The organism is Arthrobacter sp. 10T416, assembly GCF_056394165.1.
In genome coordinates, this window is the sequence record NZ_JBFTHI010000001.1 from 202023 (window position 1) to 218122 (window position 16100).

10 protein-coding genes are annotated in these 16100 nt (G+C 66.2%); 6 read left to right on the top strand and 4 right to left on the bottom strand.

Annotated features, from left to right (window positions below):
* Positions 1-19 precede the first annotated feature (19 nt).
* The gene (locus AC1DBE_RS00945) at positions 20-1309 is read right to left on the bottom strand and encodes a Y-family DNA polymerase (protein WP_476969335.1); all 1290 of its coding nucleotides are present in this window, start codon (positions 1307-1309) and stop codon (positions 20-22) included.
* 36 nt (positions 1310-1345) lie between these two features.
* Complete coding sequence (locus AC1DBE_RS00950; protein WP_476880611.1) at positions 1346-1777, bottom strand: LexA family protein; 432 nt, start codon at positions 1775-1777, stop codon at positions 1346-1348.
* 283 nt (positions 1778-2060) lie between these two features.
* Here AC1DBE_RS00950 and AC1DBE_RS00955 point away from each other — a divergent pair, with 283 nt between their 5' ends.
* From AC1DBE_RS00955 to AC1DBE_RS00965, 3 genes are all read left to right on the top strand, one after another.
* Positions 2061-3320, top strand: a complete 1260-nt coding sequence (locus AC1DBE_RS00955) for a sensor histidine kinase (RefSeq protein ID WP_476969336.1) — start codon at positions 2061-2063, stop codon at positions 3318-3320.
* Complete coding sequence (locus AC1DBE_RS00960; RefSeq protein WP_476969337.1) at positions 3317-3973, top strand: response regulator; 657 nt, start codon at positions 3317-3319, stop codon at positions 3971-3973. Before AC1DBE_RS00955 ends, AC1DBE_RS00960 begins: the two co-directional genes overlap by 4 nt.
* Before the next feature lie 89 nt (positions 3974-4062).
* Positions 4063-4941 (top strand): hypothetical protein, encoded by an 879-nt coding sequence (locus tag AC1DBE_RS00965; protein WP_476969338.1) that lies wholly within the window; start codon positions 4063-4065, stop codon positions 4939-4941.
* Between the two features lie 29 nt (positions 4942-4970).
* Here the strand turns inward: AC1DBE_RS00965 and AC1DBE_RS00970 are convergent, their stop codons facing one another.
* Positions 4971-5591, bottom strand: a complete 621-nt coding sequence (locus AC1DBE_RS00970) for an L-threonylcarbamoyladenylate synthase (protein ID WP_476969339.1) — start codon at positions 5589-5591, stop codon at positions 4971-4973.
* Positions 5592-5699: 108 nt separating this feature from the next.
* Here AC1DBE_RS00970 and AC1DBE_RS00975 point away from each other — a divergent pair, with 108 nt between their 5' ends.
* Positions 5700-6017, top strand: a complete 318-nt coding sequence (locus tag AC1DBE_RS00975; protein WP_476880613.1) for a DUF6457 domain-containing protein — start codon at positions 5700-5702, stop codon at positions 6015-6017.
* Positions 6018-6119: 102 nt separating this feature from the next.
* Here the strand turns inward: AC1DBE_RS00975 and AC1DBE_RS00980 are convergent, their stop codons facing one another.
* On the bottom strand, positions 6120-8471 hold the full coding sequence (locus AC1DBE_RS00980; RefSeq protein ID WP_476969340.1) for an FdhF/YdeP family oxidoreductase: 2352 nt from the start codon (positions 8469-8471) through the stop codon (positions 6120-6122).
* 353 nt (positions 8472-8824) lie between these two features.
* On the opposite strand from AC1DBE_RS00980, the gene AC1DBE_RS00985 reads away from it, so the two are divergent.
* On the top strand, positions 8825-14284 hold the full coding sequence (locus tag AC1DBE_RS00985; protein ID WP_476969341.1) for a peroxidase family protein: 5460 nt from the start codon (positions 8825-8827) through the stop codon (positions 14282-14284).
* 112 nt (positions 14285-14396) lie between these two features.
* Positions 14397-16100 carry a multicopper oxidase family protein gene (locus AC1DBE_RS00990; RefSeq protein WP_476969342.1) on the top strand — a complete coding sequence of 568 codons (1704 nt, stop codon included), beginning with the start codon at positions 14397-14399 and terminating at the stop codon, positions 16098-16100.

Consider the following 16100-nt stretch of genomic DNA (forward strand, 5'->3'; position numbering starts at 1 on the left):
CGGGTGCCGGCACCCACCGTCAGGCCGCCCGGACCACGGGGAGTTCATCCCAGTGCGTTGTGTAGCGCGGTGACAACATGTCGCGCTTCATGGTCCAGTCGGGGCCGCCGCGGATGCCCCCGTGACCCAGGCCGATGGATCCCCGGCCGTATCTGCGGCTGATCTCCTCCACCAGGGGTCCGATGCCGCGTTCCTCGTGCGGGTTCTCGAACAGGGCCAGCGGGGCCTGGTTGGCAGTGGGGCGCAGGTCGGTGACCATGATCCCGGCCCGCGCGTACTTGATGTCGTCGCCGATCCGGGGGAGCAGGGCGTAGGCCGCGCGTGCCAGCAGTACCGGGTCAGCCGTGGGCATGGGGAGCGGGACGCATACCGACGGATAGGAGCTGTCCCGCGGGTTGTAGTAGGACGTAGCGGCGAAAGCGGTGAGCAGCTTTGCCTGCAACCCGTGCTTGGCGAGCCGGGCGCTGGCTTGCTGGGCGTAGAGGCCCAGGACCTGGCGCATTCCCGCCTGGTTTCCTACGGGGGTGGCAAACGATCGGCTGAAGATCAGTTGGTCGCGGCCGACGCGCTCCTCCTCCAGCGGGATGCACCGGGTGCCCTGCAGCTCGAGGACGGTACGCATGAGGACCACCGAGAAGCGGTCCCTGATGGTCACGGGGTCGGCCCGGGCCAGGTCCAGAACGGACCGGATCCCCATCGCATTCAGGCGTTTGGTCAGGCGGGTCGACACACCCCAGAGCTCGATCACGGACAGGTCCGCCATGAGCTGCGCCTGGCGCTCGGCCGGGACGGCCTCCCAGTGGCAGACGCCGTCGAACGCCGGGTTGTGCTTGGCCCACTTGTTGGCCAGCTTGGCCAGCGTCTTGGTGCCGGCGATGCCGACGCAGACCGGGACGCCGACGTTGCGGCGGACGGCAGTCTTCATCGCTTGCCCCAGGCGTTGCAGCTCGGCGGGGCCGCCGGTGACTCCCAAGAATGCCTCATCGATGCTGTAGACCTCCAGCCAGGCCGAATACCGCCCCAGGAGTTCCATGACCCGGGCGCTAATGTCGCCGTAGAGCTCATAGTTGCTGGACTTGGCCACCAGCCCCCACTCCTTGGCGCGCGGAGCGAGCTTAAACCACGGTTCGCCCAGCGGGATGCCGAGTGCCTTCGCTTCGGGGGAGCGGGTGACGGCGCAGCCGTCGTTGTTGGACAGGACGACGACGGGCCGGCCCTCCAGGGAGGGGTCGAAGGCGCGTTCGGCGCTGGCATAAAAACAGTTCACGTCCACGAGGGCGATGCTGCCGCTGGGTCGGGGTTCAATCATCACACCAAACCTTCCTGCTCGGGCACCCGTTCAGGTTCAGACATGGTGCAGGCAGCGTGTGGCGACGCCCCAGACGACGAGGTCGGACAGGGCCGGGACCCGGATGTCCGGGTAGCGCGGGTTGTCTGCCTGCAGCACCACGCCGGAGGCGGTGATGCGGAGGCGCTTGACCGTGAGCTCGCCGTCGAGGACGGCGACGACGACGCATCCGTCACGCGGTGCCAGCGCCCGGTTCACGATCAACTCATCGCCGTCGCTGATTCCGGCCCCCTCCATCGAGTCCCCCGACACCCGGACGACGTACGTACTGGTGATGTCCTTGATCAGGTGYTCATTGAGGTCGATCCGGCCGTCGAAGTAGTCCTGAGCCGGCGACGGGTATCCGGCCGCAACAGCGACCGGCGAGATCAGGACCGACAGCAAGGACGCGCCCGCATCTATCACGCGGGGACCAACAACAACGCTCACAACACACCCTTTATTCGAATATATCTTCGAATAAAGTGTAGCCCCGGGCGCCGACATTTGACCGGCCCTGCGGAATCGGAATCGCGGGTCCCGGCGAACCAGGGGCACGACGCGCCGAAGTCCGTCGAGGTCCCCCCCACCCCCCCCGATCGCGCCGCCGGGAAACCGCCAGCGGCGTCCGCGGAGTTGATGAGTCATCCGTGAGGTGGAACTTGCTCATCATCCGGTTGGAACTCGCCCGCAGTTGGGCCCGGCGCTGGAAGAGCCCGCTTAGGGTGAAGGCATGTTCACAATGATCCGGTCCCTGAGGCCTCTCGCGGCGCCTGCCGCGGCTGTCCTTCTTGCGGGGGCGCTTTTCATCCTGGAGGAGCGCCATTTCGACCAGAAAAGCGCCCTCCTGTTGGCGTTCCTCACGGGCGTTGCAGTGGCGGAGATTTTGCCGGCCGCCGCCCTCGGGCTGGTCCTGGGGGCGCTGCTCCTGCAGAGTGTCAAGATCCTGCCGCTGGTCCTCCTGTCCGGCGTGCTGAGTTATGCCGTCGTTCCGGTGGTGATCTTCTTCGCGGTGGTTGGCTGGAAGAGCAGGAACCGCTGGGTCCTCCCGCTAACGTCTGTCTTGTTCGCCGCCGTCATCACCGCCAACTGGTTCACCGACCAGACCTGGATCAATTTCATCTTCGGCAACCAGCTGTACGACAGGGGAGTGCTGCGCACCCTCACCTACGCCTTCCTGATCTTCGGGGCCTTCGCCGCACTGAACCTCGCCGCGTGGGCCGTCGGCGTCGCGGTCAACAACGTTTCAAGAAGCCGGCGGGCGCAGCTGGCGGCGGAACGCCGGCTCCGGGAAACGGCGACCGAACTTGCCGTCGAACAGGAACGCAACAGGATCGCCAGGGAATTGCACGATGTTCTGGCCCATTCACTCACGGTGATCGTGGCCCAGGCGGACGGCATCCGATACATCCACCACACGGAACCGGACTCCGTGGCAGAAGCCTCCCAAGTCATCGCCGAATCAGCGAGGACCGCGCTCGTGGAAACGCGGAGGCTCATCGAAGGCTTCTCGACGGACCTCGGCACTCAACCCACGCACAGGATTGAGGACCTGGCCGATCTTGCCGACCGTTTGGGTTCCAGTGGAATGCCCGTCACCACCGAAACCACGGGCCAGCCGCGGGACATGACCCCGGCCCAGCAACTGACCGTCTACCGGCTGGCGCAGGAGAGCCTCACCAACGCCTTCAAATATGGCGACCGTAGCCAGGGCGCGCACCTGCACCTGCTCTGGACGGCGACGAACCTGGAGCTGCGTGTCCGCTCATTTTTTGGGACCAATCAGCCAGGCACGACGACGTCGACCCCCGTCGGCCGCGGGATAGCAGGAATGAAGGCACGTGCAGCGACCGTTGGCGGACGGGTGGAAACGGTCCGGGGCGAGGACACCTTTGAGGTGCTGGCTTCCCTCCCCGTTGCAGTACCCAGCCAGCATCCGGAAACCACCACCAGCAAGTCCCGCCTCCGCTCCCTGGAAGGAGCCCAGCCATGACGGCCGCACCGATCACGATTGCGCTGGCCGATGACCAGCCACTGTTCAGCGCCGGACTCAGGATGATCTTGCGCAGTCAGCCGGACATGGACCTCGTCGGCGAAGCCGCCAACGGGGAAGCGGCGGTCGAACTCGCGCAGGCGGCACGCCCGGATGTGCTCCTTATGGACATCCGGATGCCCGTCATGGACGGAATCACAGCCACCAGAACCATACTGGGAACGCCGGGCGGCCATGCCCCGAAGATCATCGTGCTCACCACCATCCAGCACGACGAAGCCGTGGTGCGGGCCATCCAGGCCGGTGCCGCCGGGTTCCTGACGAAAGACACCACGCCCGATTTCCTGCTGGCCGCCATCCGAACGGTCCACTCGGGCCACTCGGTCATCGCGCCGGCCCTCACCAACGAGCTCTTGCGCGACTACACCACGCCTTCGACAGGAACCGACGCGGCACTGGCAGGCCTCTCCGGCAGGGAACGCGACGTGTTCCTCCACGCTGCCAAGGGGTTGAGCAACGCGGAAATCGCGGCGGCACTGGTGCTCAGCGAAGCCACCGTAAAATCCCACGTCGGCAGCATCCTGGCAAAACTCAAGCTGAAGAGCCGCATCCAGCTCGTCGCCTTCGCGTACGAAAACAACGTTCTCAACTAGCCCGCGCAGCAGCATCGTCCACCCAATTCGGTCTTCCCGATCCCGGGAAGGTAGCCACCGCTTTACCCAAAACAATCGAAGGAGCCACCATGAAGAAAAAGGTCTTCGGCGCTGCTGTGCTGATACTCGGCACCGGTGCCGCCCTGGCTGCGGCCGCCACCCCTGCAGCGTCGGTCACTGCATCACCGGAGCCCATCCCGGGGATCATCCGTCAGGCAGAGGCCTATGCCTCAACAGATCCGATAGCCGAAACGGGCGTGCAGAAGGCCGTCGAGCTCTGCATGGCCAAGGCCGGCTTCTCGTACACGCCCCCCAGCGCCGCGATGACGATGGACCTCAACGGAGCCATCGGATTCAAACGGCTCACGGTCGACGCCGCCAAGGCAAGCGGTTACGCCGGCACCCTGCCCCAGGGACCCCGCGAACCGGTTCCCGGCACAGCGGACGGCAAGCTCTTCGCAGATCCGGCCTTCAACAAAGCACTCACCGGTCCGGCGGACTCAGCTTCAATGGTCAGGGTGGGCACCACCGGAACCTCTGCCGCCGGATGCCGTGGCGAAGCCATGACAAAGATCTACGGCAGCGCGGAAAACTACATGCTCGCCACGGGCATCGCGTACAACTCAGTCCTTCCTGCCAGCTTGTCCGCCTCCGGCGACTCCGGAATCACCAAAGCCATCAGCGACTGGGCGGCCTGCATGAAAGAAACTCCCTACGCATCCTTTGCAGACCCCCAGCAGGCCGCAGAGGAAGGAACGGCCGCGGGAGGGCAGGAAGAGTTCAGAATTGCCATGACCGACGCCGTCTGCCGGGACAAGACGGGATTCCATGCCGCGCTGGACAAAGTCCTCGACAAGTACCTCACAACCCGCATGCAGGAACTGGCCCCGCAAATCGCGAAAGTCAAAGAGATTCGCCGCACCGCGGACGCCAACGCGGCGAAACTCGTCATCCCAAGCGCCCGCTGACTGACAAACGCGCGTGATCTATGCGGCGGCTACTCGAAACGGGACGGGTCGCCCATACCGCGGCGGACAACCTCGGCCACGCCGCTCGAGAAGTCGATGACCGTCGTCGGCTCCGCCCCGCAGTCGCCGGAATCAATGACGGCGTCCACCACGTGGTCCAGCCTCTCCTTGATTTCCCAGCCCTGGGTCAGCGGCTCTTCCTCATCCGGCAGCAGCAGGGTGCTGGAGAGGAGGGGCTCACCGAGTTCGGCCAGCAGCGCCTGGACCACCCGGTTGTCCGGGATGCGCACACCGACGGTCTTCTTCTTCGGGTGCAGCAGCCGCTTGGGTACTTCCTTGGTGGCCGGAAGGATGAAGGTGTAGCTCCCCGGGGTCACGGCCTTGATCGTGCGGAACACATCATTGTCGATCTGGACAAACTGGCCGAGCTGGGCGAAATCTTTGCACACCAGGGTGAAGTGGTGCTTGTTATCCAGGTGCCGGATGGCGCGGATGCGGTCCAGGGCGTCCCGGTTGCCCACCTGGGCTCCGAGGGCGTAGCAGGAGTCGGTGGGGTAGGCGATGAGGCCGCCGGACTTCACCATGTCCACCACCTGGGTGATGGAGCGCGGCTGGGGGTCCTCGGGGTGCACATCGAAGTATCTCGCCATGGCATGAGCTTACGCCCGGGGAGGGGGCGCATTGCGCATTCGCCGGGATCGGTGCTAACCCTTGAGGGACAACCGAACCGCCCGAGCACCGACGATGAGGAGTTGCAGATGACTTTGCCCCGAGATGAAGACAGTGCACTGCGGCACTGGAGCGCCCGGCTGATCCAGGCCTTGCAGATCCTGGATTTGGAAGTGGACCACGAGAAGATTGTGGAAGTCGCCGAGGAGTCAGTAAAGGCGGTCGGCCCGCACGCGGACGCCATCAGCGCCTTCATCGTCGGCTACGCCGCAGGAACCGCGTCCACCAACGGCCGGAAGAGCACCCAGGAGGCCGTGCACGCCGCATCCAACAAAGTCATCGAACTGTGCGAGCATGGCGAGTCCGGCGGCCCGGACGAGAAGGGCTGGGCCAAGCGGGCCCAGTAGCGGCGCCGTCTGGCGCGCGGCAGCGCCCGCTGGCTGAGGCAACAGCAGCAAACGACAGACAGGCCGCGCCCCCACCAGGGGGCGCGGCCAGTCTGTTGCCGGCTAGGCCGATGCGTTGGCGGCGGTGTGCAGCCGGTCCGGGCTGTCGGGTGTCTGGTCCAGGCTGGGTTCAAGGCGGACGATGACGGCCTTCGAGACCGGGGTGTTGCTGCCCTCGGCGGTGTGGTTCAGCGGCACCAGGACGTTGGCCTCGGGGTAGTACGCGGCGGCGCACCCGGGGGCCGTGGGGTAGGAGACCACACGGAACTTCCGCAGCACACGTTCGACGCCGTCGTGGTACTCCCCGTGGATGTCCACGAACAGGCCGTCGGCCAGGCCGAGGTCGTTGATGTCCGCCGGGTTCACGAAGACCACGTGGCGGCCCTTCTTGATGCCACGGTAGCGGTCGTTGTGGCCGTAAATGGTGGTGTTGAACTGGTCGTGCGAGCGCATGGTCTGCAGGATCAGGGTGCCCTCCGGCCGTTCCACGTGCTCGAGCTCGTTGACGGTGAGCACCGCCTTGCCGGTCGGCGTCGGGAACGTGCGGGAATCCCGCGGACCGTTGGCCAGGATAAAGCCGCCCTCCTGCCGGATCCGGGTGTTGTAGTCCTCGCAGCCGCCCACCACCCGGGAGATATGGTCCCGGATGAGGTCGTAGTTCTTCTCGTACCCGTCCCAGTCGGCCTTGATTTTGTCGCCCACCAGTGCCTTGCCCAGCCGGCTCAGGATTGCCGGTTCGGACAACAGGTGGTGCGATACCGGCTCCACACTGCCCCAGGACGGGTGCACGGCGCAGACGGTGTCCTCGACCGAGACGAACTGCTCCCCGGACTCCTGGATGTCGATCTCGGTGCGGCCCATGGTCGGCAGGATCAGGGCTTCGGCGCCTGTGACCACGTGTGAGCGGTTGAGCTTGGTGGAGACCTGGATGGACATGTCCGTCCCGGCCACGGCAGCCTCGGCCGCGTTGGTGTCCGCGATGGCACCGACGAAGTTGCCGCCCATGGCCATAAAGACCTTGATGGCACCTTCCTGCATCCGGTTGATGGTCTCGACGGCGTCCACACCGTGCTCCCGGGGCGGTTCGAAGCCGAATTCCTCGCCGAGGGCCTCCATAAAGGACTGCGGCATCTGTTCCCAGATGCCCATGGTCCGGTCGCCCTGCACGTTGCTGTGCCCGCGGATCGGCGAGGCGCCGGCGCCGGGCTTGCCCATGTTGCCGCGCAGCAGGAGCAGGTTGATGATCTCCTTGATGGTGGCCACGCCCTTCTTCTGCTGCGTGATCCCCATGGCCCAGGTGATGATGACCTTCTCGGCTTTCAGGTATCGGGCGGCGAGCTCGTCGATCTCCTCGGTGCGCAGCCCGGTGGCCTCCAGGACGGCCTGCTCGTCCAGCAGCGCCAGGTGTTCCTTGAGTTCCTCGAGCCCCTCGCAGTGCTCGGCGAGGAATGCGTGGTCCAGGACGGTCCCGGGGTTCTTCGCCTCGGCGTCCAGTACGCGCTTGGAGACGGCCTGCAGCAGGGCCATGTCCCCGCCGATCCGGATGTGCAGGAACTGGTCCGCGATTTCGGTGCCGTGGCCGATGATGCCCTTGACCTTCTGCGGGTTCTTGTAGCGGCGCAGCCCGGCTTCCGGGAGCGGGTTCACGGCCACGATTTCGCCGCCGTTGTGCTTGCAGTTCTCCAGCTCGGTGAGCATCCGCGGGTGGTTGGTACCCGGGTTCTGCCCCATGATGATGATCAGGTCGGCGTCGGCGTAGTCGTCGAAGTTGACGGTCGCTTTCCCGATGCCAATGGTCTGGCCCATGGCCCAGCCGGACGACTCATGGCACATGTTGGAGCAGTCCGGCAGGTTGTTGGTTCCGTAGCCGCGGACCAGCAGCTGGTAGAGGAAGGCTGCCTCGTTGGAGGTCCTGCCGCTGGTGTAGAAGGCGGCCTCGTCGGGGGAGTCGAGGCTCTTGAGCTTCTCCGTGATCACGGCGATCGCCTCGGGCCAGCTGATCGGCTTGTAGTGGTCCTCGCCGGCCGGTTTGTAGACGGGCTCGGTGAGCCGGCCCTGCATGCCCAGCCAGTAGTCGGAGCGGCCGCGGAGTTCCGTTACGGAATGCTGGGACCAGAAACCGGAGTCGATAACCACCGGCGTGGCCTCCCACGTGACGGCCTTGGCGCCGTTCTCGCAGAATTCAAAGGCCTTGCGGTGGTGCGGGTCCGGCCAGGCGCAGCTGGGGCAGTCGAAACCGTCCTTCTGGTTCATCTTCATGACCGTCTTGCGCGTCCGGTTGAGGCCCATCTGCTCGATGGCCGGCTTCATGGAATGGTAGACGCCCGGGACACCAGCGGCCCAGCTCTTCGGATGGTCGGCCACCTCGATGTCTTTCTCGTCCGTTTCCTCGACCCGAGGGTTTTTCTGCGTCACGTGAACTTCCCTTCTGCAAACACCAGCGGCTCGCCGACGGCGGGCACAGGTACCACTACGCACCCTACCCGCAGGCCCAATACAGGCCTATCAGCGTTTCCGGAGCGCCGCAAGCAAACCCGCGCCGTGCCGCGGCAACGGCGGCCCTCCACGGGCGTTCCGGGCCCGGCGGGGCGGTGCAGGCTCCAGGCGGCAACCGCGTAAGTACTGCGTACACGGCACCTAAAAAAGCCCCGAAAACCCAGTATCGGCTGAGTACCGCTGCCCTCGGTGCGCGGCCAGCGGGCCCAAGATTTTCCCAAGACGCACCCTGCACTCTTGCTCCATCACTCACTCCCACAGGCAGGTGCGCAATGAATGTGTTCGCAGGTACGAAGGGCGGCGGCCAAAGATTCATCTTTGGCAAACCGACCCGGGTGGTAGCGGCCGGGACAGCGATGGCGCTGCTCGGCTTCCTCGGAATCACCACGACGGCGGTCGGCGCCAGTGCGGCGCCGGCCCCCGTCGGGGCCGGGTTCACGGTCACTCCGTCGGATCTGGCGTTTATCCTCAAGCAGATCAAGATCGCCGAATATCACGTGGCCAATACGACGTCGGCAACGGGCCCCTGCGGTGCCCTGGTCGGGAAGGGGGCGAACCAGATCCCCGACCCGCTGACCTCGTACGGCCTCCGCACCGTCGATGGCTCGTGCAACAACCTGATCAAGGACCGCGAGGGCTACGGCGCAGCCGACCAGCTGTTCCCGCGGTTGACGACGCCGGTCTTCAGCCAAGCCGATGACGTCCCCGCAGGATTCGGCCAGCCAGGTTCCTCCGGCTACACACAGAAGTCCGGCAACGTCTTCGACGCCCAGCCGCGCGAGATCAGCAACCTGATCGTGGACCAGACGGCCACCAACCCGGCCGCCGTCGCCGCCGCCGGCTTCCCGGTCCGGACCCAAAACAACCCGGGGCTTTTCCCCTGCACCACGGACCCGGTGGGCAGCACCCCCGGCGTCCCGGCAGGCTGCGTGCCCACCGGGGACACGCTGTTCATCCCCAACGTCACCACCGACGTCGGACTTTCCCCGCCATACAACTCCCTGTTCACCCTGTTCGGCCAGTTCTTCGACCACGGCGTTGACCAGACCGTCAAGGGCGGCGGAACCGTATTTGTCCCGCTCAAGGGGGATGATCCGCTGATCACCGTCGGCCCGGACGGCAAGCCGGGAACCGGGGACGAAGTGGCCCCCGGCAGCCCCAACGCCTTTATGGTCCTGACCCGGGCGCAGAACCAGCCCGGCCCGGACCACATCCTGGGGACCGGCGACGACATCCAGGAAGCGGCCAACACCGACTCGCCCTATGTGGACCAGTCGCAGACCTACACCTCGCACCCCTCGCACCAGGTCTTCCTGCGCGAATACGCCAACAACACCGGCGGCAAGCCGGTTTCCACCGGCAAGCTGCTGGGTGGAAGCACCGAACTCAACGCCGGCGGCATGGCCACCTGGGCGGACGTCAAGACCCAGGCGGCAGGCCTACTGGGCCTCAAGCTCGAGGACAAGGACGTCACCAACATTCCCATGATGGCGGCTGACCCGTACGGCAAGTTCATCCCGGGCCCCGCCCGAGGATTGCCGCAGTACGTCACCCGTTCCGGCCTAGTGGAAGGCGACACGGCGAGCCCCGTTCCGGTGCCCGCAGACGTGCTGTACTTCGACACCCCGTTCCTGACCGACATCGCCCACAACGCGGACCCGTCGCCTCAGGACACCGACCACAACCCGGGAACCCCGCCGGTTGCTCCGCGTCCGGACGACGACACTGTCGCGTCGGCGGACTTCGCGAACCAGCAGGCCGGCACCTACGACGACGAGATGCTCAACGCGCACTTCTGCGCCGGTGACGGCAGGGTCAACGAGAACATCGGGCTGACCACCATCCACCAGGTATTCCACTCGGAGCACGACCGTCTTGTGGCGGACATCGAGAAAACCCTCACCGAGGACACCTCCCTCACCGGTGTGGCAGCGCTCGCCGAATGGAAGCTTGCGGACGGTGCCAGCGGCTGGAACGGCGAGCGCCTGTTCCAGGCGGCCCGGTTCGTCACGGAGATGGAATACCAGCACCTGGTGTTCGAGGAGTTTGCCCGCAAGGTCCAGCCCGCGGTCCAGCCCTTCCACGTCTACCACACGGACATCAACGCGGCCGTCCGGGCGGAGTTCGCCCACGCGGTCTACCGCTTCGGCCACTCCATGCTGACCGAGACCATCGCCCGCACGAACGCGGACGGCAGCGACAACTCCATCTCGCTGCTGCACGGCTTCCTGAACCCGCCCGAATACGCCAACGGCGGGTCGGCCGGACAACTGAGTTCAGAATCGGCGGCCGGCAGCATTGTGATGGGCATGAGCGACCAGGTCGGCAACGAGCTCGACGAGTTCGTGACCGGCACGCTGCGGAACAACCTCCTCGGCCTGCCCCTGGACCTGGCCACGATCAACATGACCCGCGCCCGTTCCGAGGGTGTCCCGCCGCTGAACGTCCTGCGGACCCAGATCCACGACGCCACCGGTGACGGCCAGCTGACCCCGTACACGAGCTGGGCGGACTTCGGACAGAACCTGAAGCACCCCGAATCCCTGATCAACTTTGTGGCCGCTTACGGCACATTCCCGACGATCACCAGCGAATCCACGCTGGCGGGCAAGCGGGCAGCGGCCAAGGCGATCGTTGATCCGGGCATCGGCATCTCACCCTCGGCCGAAGCGCTGGACTTCATGAACAGTGCAGGGGCGTGGGGAGCGAAAGAGACCGGCCTGAACAAGGTTGACCTCTGGGTGGGCGGCCTCGCCGAGAAGACCAACCTCTTTGGCGGCCTGCTCGGCAGCACGTTCAACTACGTGTTCGAGAACCAGCTCACCGACCTCCAGAATGGCGACCGCCTGTATTACCTGGCGCGCACCCCGGGCATGAACCTTCGTACCCAGCTGGAGAGTAACTCGTTCGCGGAGATGATCATGCGCAACACCAACGCGCACTCACTGAAGGCGGACGCGTTCGGCACCGCCGACTGCAAGTTCCAGCTGGGCAATCTGGCGGGGACCGCGGACGGATACACCGCGTCGGGGCCCACGGTCGCCGACGACGGGACCACCGAGTGCAAGGAAAACCTGCTGCTCCTGCGCAAGCCGGACGGCACCATCCAGTACATGGAGAAGAACACGGTCGATCCGAGCGGGATCAACGGCCAGTCCGTGTACAACGGCACGGCCAACGCCGACCGCGTCACGGGCGGCAATGACAACGACACGTTCCTCGGCAACGCCGGCGCCGACGTCATCGAAGGCAACGGCGGCGACGACATCGCGCTCGGCGGCGAAGGCAACGACAGGATCACTGACCTGTCCGGCGCCGACGTCCTCAAGGGCGGACCGGGCAATGACTACCTGAACTCCGGCATCGGTGACGACATCAACATGGGCGGCGACGGGCAGGACTTCATCAACGGCGGAGCCAACGACAACGAGACGTTCGCCGGCCCCGGCAACGACTTCGTGCAGTCCGGTGACGGTGCTGACGCGACGTTCGGTGACGGCGGCGACGACTGGATCCAGGGCGGATCCGGCCAGGACCTGCTCATCGGCGACCACGGCGCCCCGTTCTTCGACGATCCGGCGCAGACCAAGCCCGGCAACGACATCTTCGTCGGGCAGGTCGGTGAAAACGACTACGACGCCGAAGGCGGCGACGACATCATGACCAGCAACGCGGCCGTCGACCGGTACGCCGGCGCTGCCGGCTTCGACTGGGCCACGCACCAGCACGACACGGTGGCGGCGGACGACGACATGAAGATCAACAACAACCTGGTCGGACTGCCGTTGCCCGTAATCGTCAACCGCGACCGCTGGCAGGAAGTCGAGGCCAACTCCGGATCCAAGTTTGACGACGTGATCCGGGGTGACGACGTAGTGCCCAGCACCGTAGGCGGTGCCGGCTTCAGCGGCTGCGACGTCCTCGACCAGACCGGCATCGACCGGATCGCCGGCCTGGGCGCCCTCCTCCCCGCCCCGAGCACGCCGCTCGGACCGGTGGCGGCGCTGTCCCCGATGGGCGTCTGCCCCCTGACCGGTCCGGTCTGGGGTGACGGTAACATCCTCATCGGCGGCCTCGGCAGCGACAAGATCGAAGGACGCGGCGGCAACGACGTGATCGACGGTGACCGGTACCTGAAGATCCGGATCAGCGTCCGGGACAACGCGGGCACCGAAATCGGTTCGGCCGACATGATGGAGCGCCCGTACCAGCCGGGTAACCCGCAGACCCTGGCGGCTGCTGTCGCGGCCGGCACCATCGATCCGGGCAACCTCGTGGCTGTTAGGGAAATCATCACCCCGACCGCTGCAGAGACCGCAGGCAACCGCGACGTCGCGATCTTCTCCGATGTGCGGGCCAACTACACGGTCCTGACCACCGGCGGCGACGGCACCCTCGGTTCGCCCGGGTCCGTTACCACGGTGACGCACAACGGCGCAGGCATCGACGGAACGGACACGCTCCGCAACATCGAGTTCCTGCAGTTCTCCGACACCGTCGCACTGAGCGCACCGGGGATCGGCACCGCCACGGCTGGCGATGCCCGGGCCACGGTCAACTGGACGGCACCGGCCACCGGCCTGGCGGACAGCTTCTCGGTAAAGGTCCTGGACGTCACGACGGACCCCGCAGGGGTGCAGGTGGGAGCGCTCCGCAGCGCTGCCGCAGGTGCCCGGAGCCTCGTTGTCACCGGCCTGACCAACGGATCCTCCTACCGGTTCCAGGTCCAGGCGTCCAACGCCCTCGGGGACAGCCTGTTCTCCGCGGCGTCCAACACTGTGACGCCGGCGCTACCGCCGGCCGCCACGGCGCCGGGGGCTCCGACGATCGGTACCGCAACGGCCGGCAACGCCTCGGCGACGCTGACCTGGACCGCGCCGGCCAACAACGGCGGAGCGGCGATCACCGGGTACTCGGTCAGGGCCTTCGCCGGAACCGTCCTGGCCCGCACCCAGGCCGTGACCGGCAACGTCGGCTCGGCGGTCATCACCGGACTCACCAACGGGACGGCGTACACGTTCGACGTGGCCGCCATCAACACCGCGGGAACCGGTGCCACCTCGGCCAGGTCGGCTGCGGCCACGCCGGTAGCCCCTGACACGGCCGCCCCCACCGTCACGTCACGGACGCCGGCGGCGAATACCCGCGCGGTGAGCACCACGGCGAACCTGACTGCGACGTTCAGCGAACCCGTCACGGGGTTCACGGGCAGCAACTTCGTGTTGCGGCGCGGGACCGCGGGAGTCAACGCCGTGGTGACGTACAACGCCGCCACCCGGACCGCGACGCTCAACCCGAACGCCACGCTGCTGAACGACCAGGTCTACACGGTGACCCTCTCGGGGGTCAGGGACGCGGCCGGCAATGTGATGGCCACCAGCACCTGGTCGTTCACAACCGGCCCGGCCCCGCAGATCACCTCGACGACTCCGGGCTCCGGAGCCACCGGCGTGGGACGGAACCGGAACGTGACGGCGACCTTCAGTGAAGCGATCACCGGGTACTCCACGGCCACGGTCCGGATCACCCGGGTGTCCAACGGCGCGGTGGTCCAGTCGACAGTCGGGGTCAGCTCGGGCAGCCGGGTCTTGACGCTCAACCCGACCACCTCACTGGCGGCACGGACGCAGTACCGGGTCACCATCACCGGAGGAACAACAGCGGTCCGGGATCTCGCCGGCAACCCGCTGACCACCCGCACGTGGACGTTCACGACGGGCACCGGGCTTTAGGGCCAGGACGATGAGACTGCCGGCTGGCGGGTTCCCAGCGACCCGCCAGCCGGCGCCTCCGGACTTCATTCACACCTTGTTTTTAGGCTCAATTCCCCACCTTGGAGGGGCCATGACCACACGACGCGAAGTACTGAAGCTGGGCGCGATCAGCGCGCTCGGCCTGGCCGGCATGAAAGGCGGAAGCGACGACGCACCGCCACCCACCACAACCACCACCCTGCCGCCGGTTGCCAGCCTGCTGGCCCCGCAGAACATGCCCGTCCCCTATGCCGGCGTATTCCGCCGGCCGCCGGAGCTGCTGCCGTTCGACACAGGCTTCGACGACGGCGACCCGGCCCGTCCCTTTGCCCGCTACGCCCTCACCCAGAAGCTTGGCCAGGCCAGTTTCGTTCCCGGGCTGTCCACCACCGTGGCCGGCTATAACGGGATCTTCCCCGGCCCCACGATCCGGGCGCTGCAGGGGACCAGGATCGAGGTGAGGATGCGCAACGGCCTTCCCGCCACCGGCCTGCTGACCCCGGACGGTTTCAACACCGTCACCCACCTGCACGGCTCCGCGTCGTTGCCCCAGTACGACGGCTACGCCAACGATTTCACCCAGCCCGGCAACGTCAAGAACTACCACTACCCCAACTTCCAGACGGCGCGGACGCTCTGGTACCACGACCACAAACACCACATCACGGCGCAAAATGTCTACTCCGGCCTCGCCGGTTTCTACCCCCTGAGCGACCAGTACGAACGGGCCCAGCTGCCGCAGGGCCAATTCGACGTGCCGCTGATGATTTCGGATGCGATGTTCAACGCCGACGGCTCCCTGGCCTACAACGACAACGGACACAAGGGGCTGTGGGGGGACATCATTATGGTCAACGGCGTTCCTTGGCCCACCATGCAGGTCAAGCCGCGGATTTACCGCTTCCGGGTCCTGATCGCCTCGATCTCCCGCTCGTACCGCCCCACCCTCTCTACCGGGGATCCTGTCTACCTCGTGGCGACCGACGCCGGTATGGTGCCAAAGGTCCAGACGCTCAAGTCCTGGCGGCAGGGTACGGCCGAACGCTACGAAGTCCTCATTGACTTCCGCCGCTACAGGCCGGGGCAAACCGTCGACCTTTTAAACCTCGGCAATAAAAACAACATCGACTTCGCGAACACCGGCAAGATCATGCGGTTCAAGGTGGTCGCGGACTCCGGGTCCGGGGCCGGGTCCATTCCGGCGATCCCCACGACGCTGGAGGACGGCGGCTCGCCGAACGCATCCCGGGGAGGAATCGCCGCCATGACGCTCACGCCGGAGATGGCCGTGGCCAAGCGTGAGCTCAAGGTGCTGCGGGCCAACGGCCAGTGGACCATCAACGGGGTGACCTGGGCGGACGTCGAGAAATCCGGGTTCTCCAAACTGTTCGGCAATCCCAAACCCTTCGACGTGGAGCAATGGACCATCACCAACGCCTCCGGCGGCTGGTTCCACCCGGTGCATATCCACCTGATCGATGCCAAGGTCATTGGCCGGAACACCAACGGCGGCAAGCCCTTCGCCTGGGAAACCGGCCCCAAGGACGTCTTCTACGCAGGCGAGAACGAGTCCGTCACCGCCCTCATGCAGTTCGACACGGGAGCGTCCCAGGGAGGGCGCTACATGGTCCACTGCCACAACCTGGTGCACGAGGACCACGACATGATGGTGCAGTTCTCGGTGGGTGACTACCGGACCAACGATCCCATCAGCACCGACCCGCCAGTGCTGGACACCACACCCCCGGACGCGTTCCCGCCGGTCTACCGGCCCGGCCTCCCGCCGGGGACCTGA

Excerpts from the sequence above, each read along its gene's own strand:
- AC1DBE_RS00945 (WP_476969335.1), bottom strand. The coding sequence starts at position 1,309 with ATGATTGAACCCCGACCCAGCGGCAGCATCGCCCTCGTGGACGTGAAC.
- AC1DBE_RS00985 (WP_476969341.1), top strand. The coding sequence starts at position 8,825 with ATGAATGTGTTCGCAGGTACGAAGGGCGGCGGCCAAAGATTCATCTTT.
- AC1DBE_RS00970 (WP_476969339.1), bottom strand. The coding sequence starts at position 5,591 with ATGGCGAGATACTTCGATGTGCACCCCGAGGACCCCCAGCCGCGCTCC.
- AC1DBE_RS00960 (WP_476969337.1), top strand. The coding sequence starts at position 3,317 with ATGACGGCCGCACCGATCACGATTGCGCTGGCCGATGACCAGCCACTG.
- AC1DBE_RS00965 (WP_476969338.1), top strand. The coding sequence starts at position 4,063 with ATGAAGAAAAAGGTCTTCGGCGCTGCTGTGCTGATACTCGGCACCGGT.
- AC1DBE_RS00975 (WP_476880613.1), top strand. The coding sequence starts at position 5,700 with ATGACTTTGCCCCGAGATGAAGACAGTGCACTGCGGCACTGGAGCGCC.
- AC1DBE_RS00990 (WP_476969342.1), top strand. The coding sequence starts at position 14,397 with ATGACCACACGACGCGAAGTACTGAAGCTGGGCGCGATCAGCGCGCTC.
- AC1DBE_RS00955 (WP_476969336.1), top strand. The coding sequence starts at position 2,061 with ATGTTCACAATGATCCGGTCCCTGAGGCCTCTCGCGGCGCCTGCCGCG.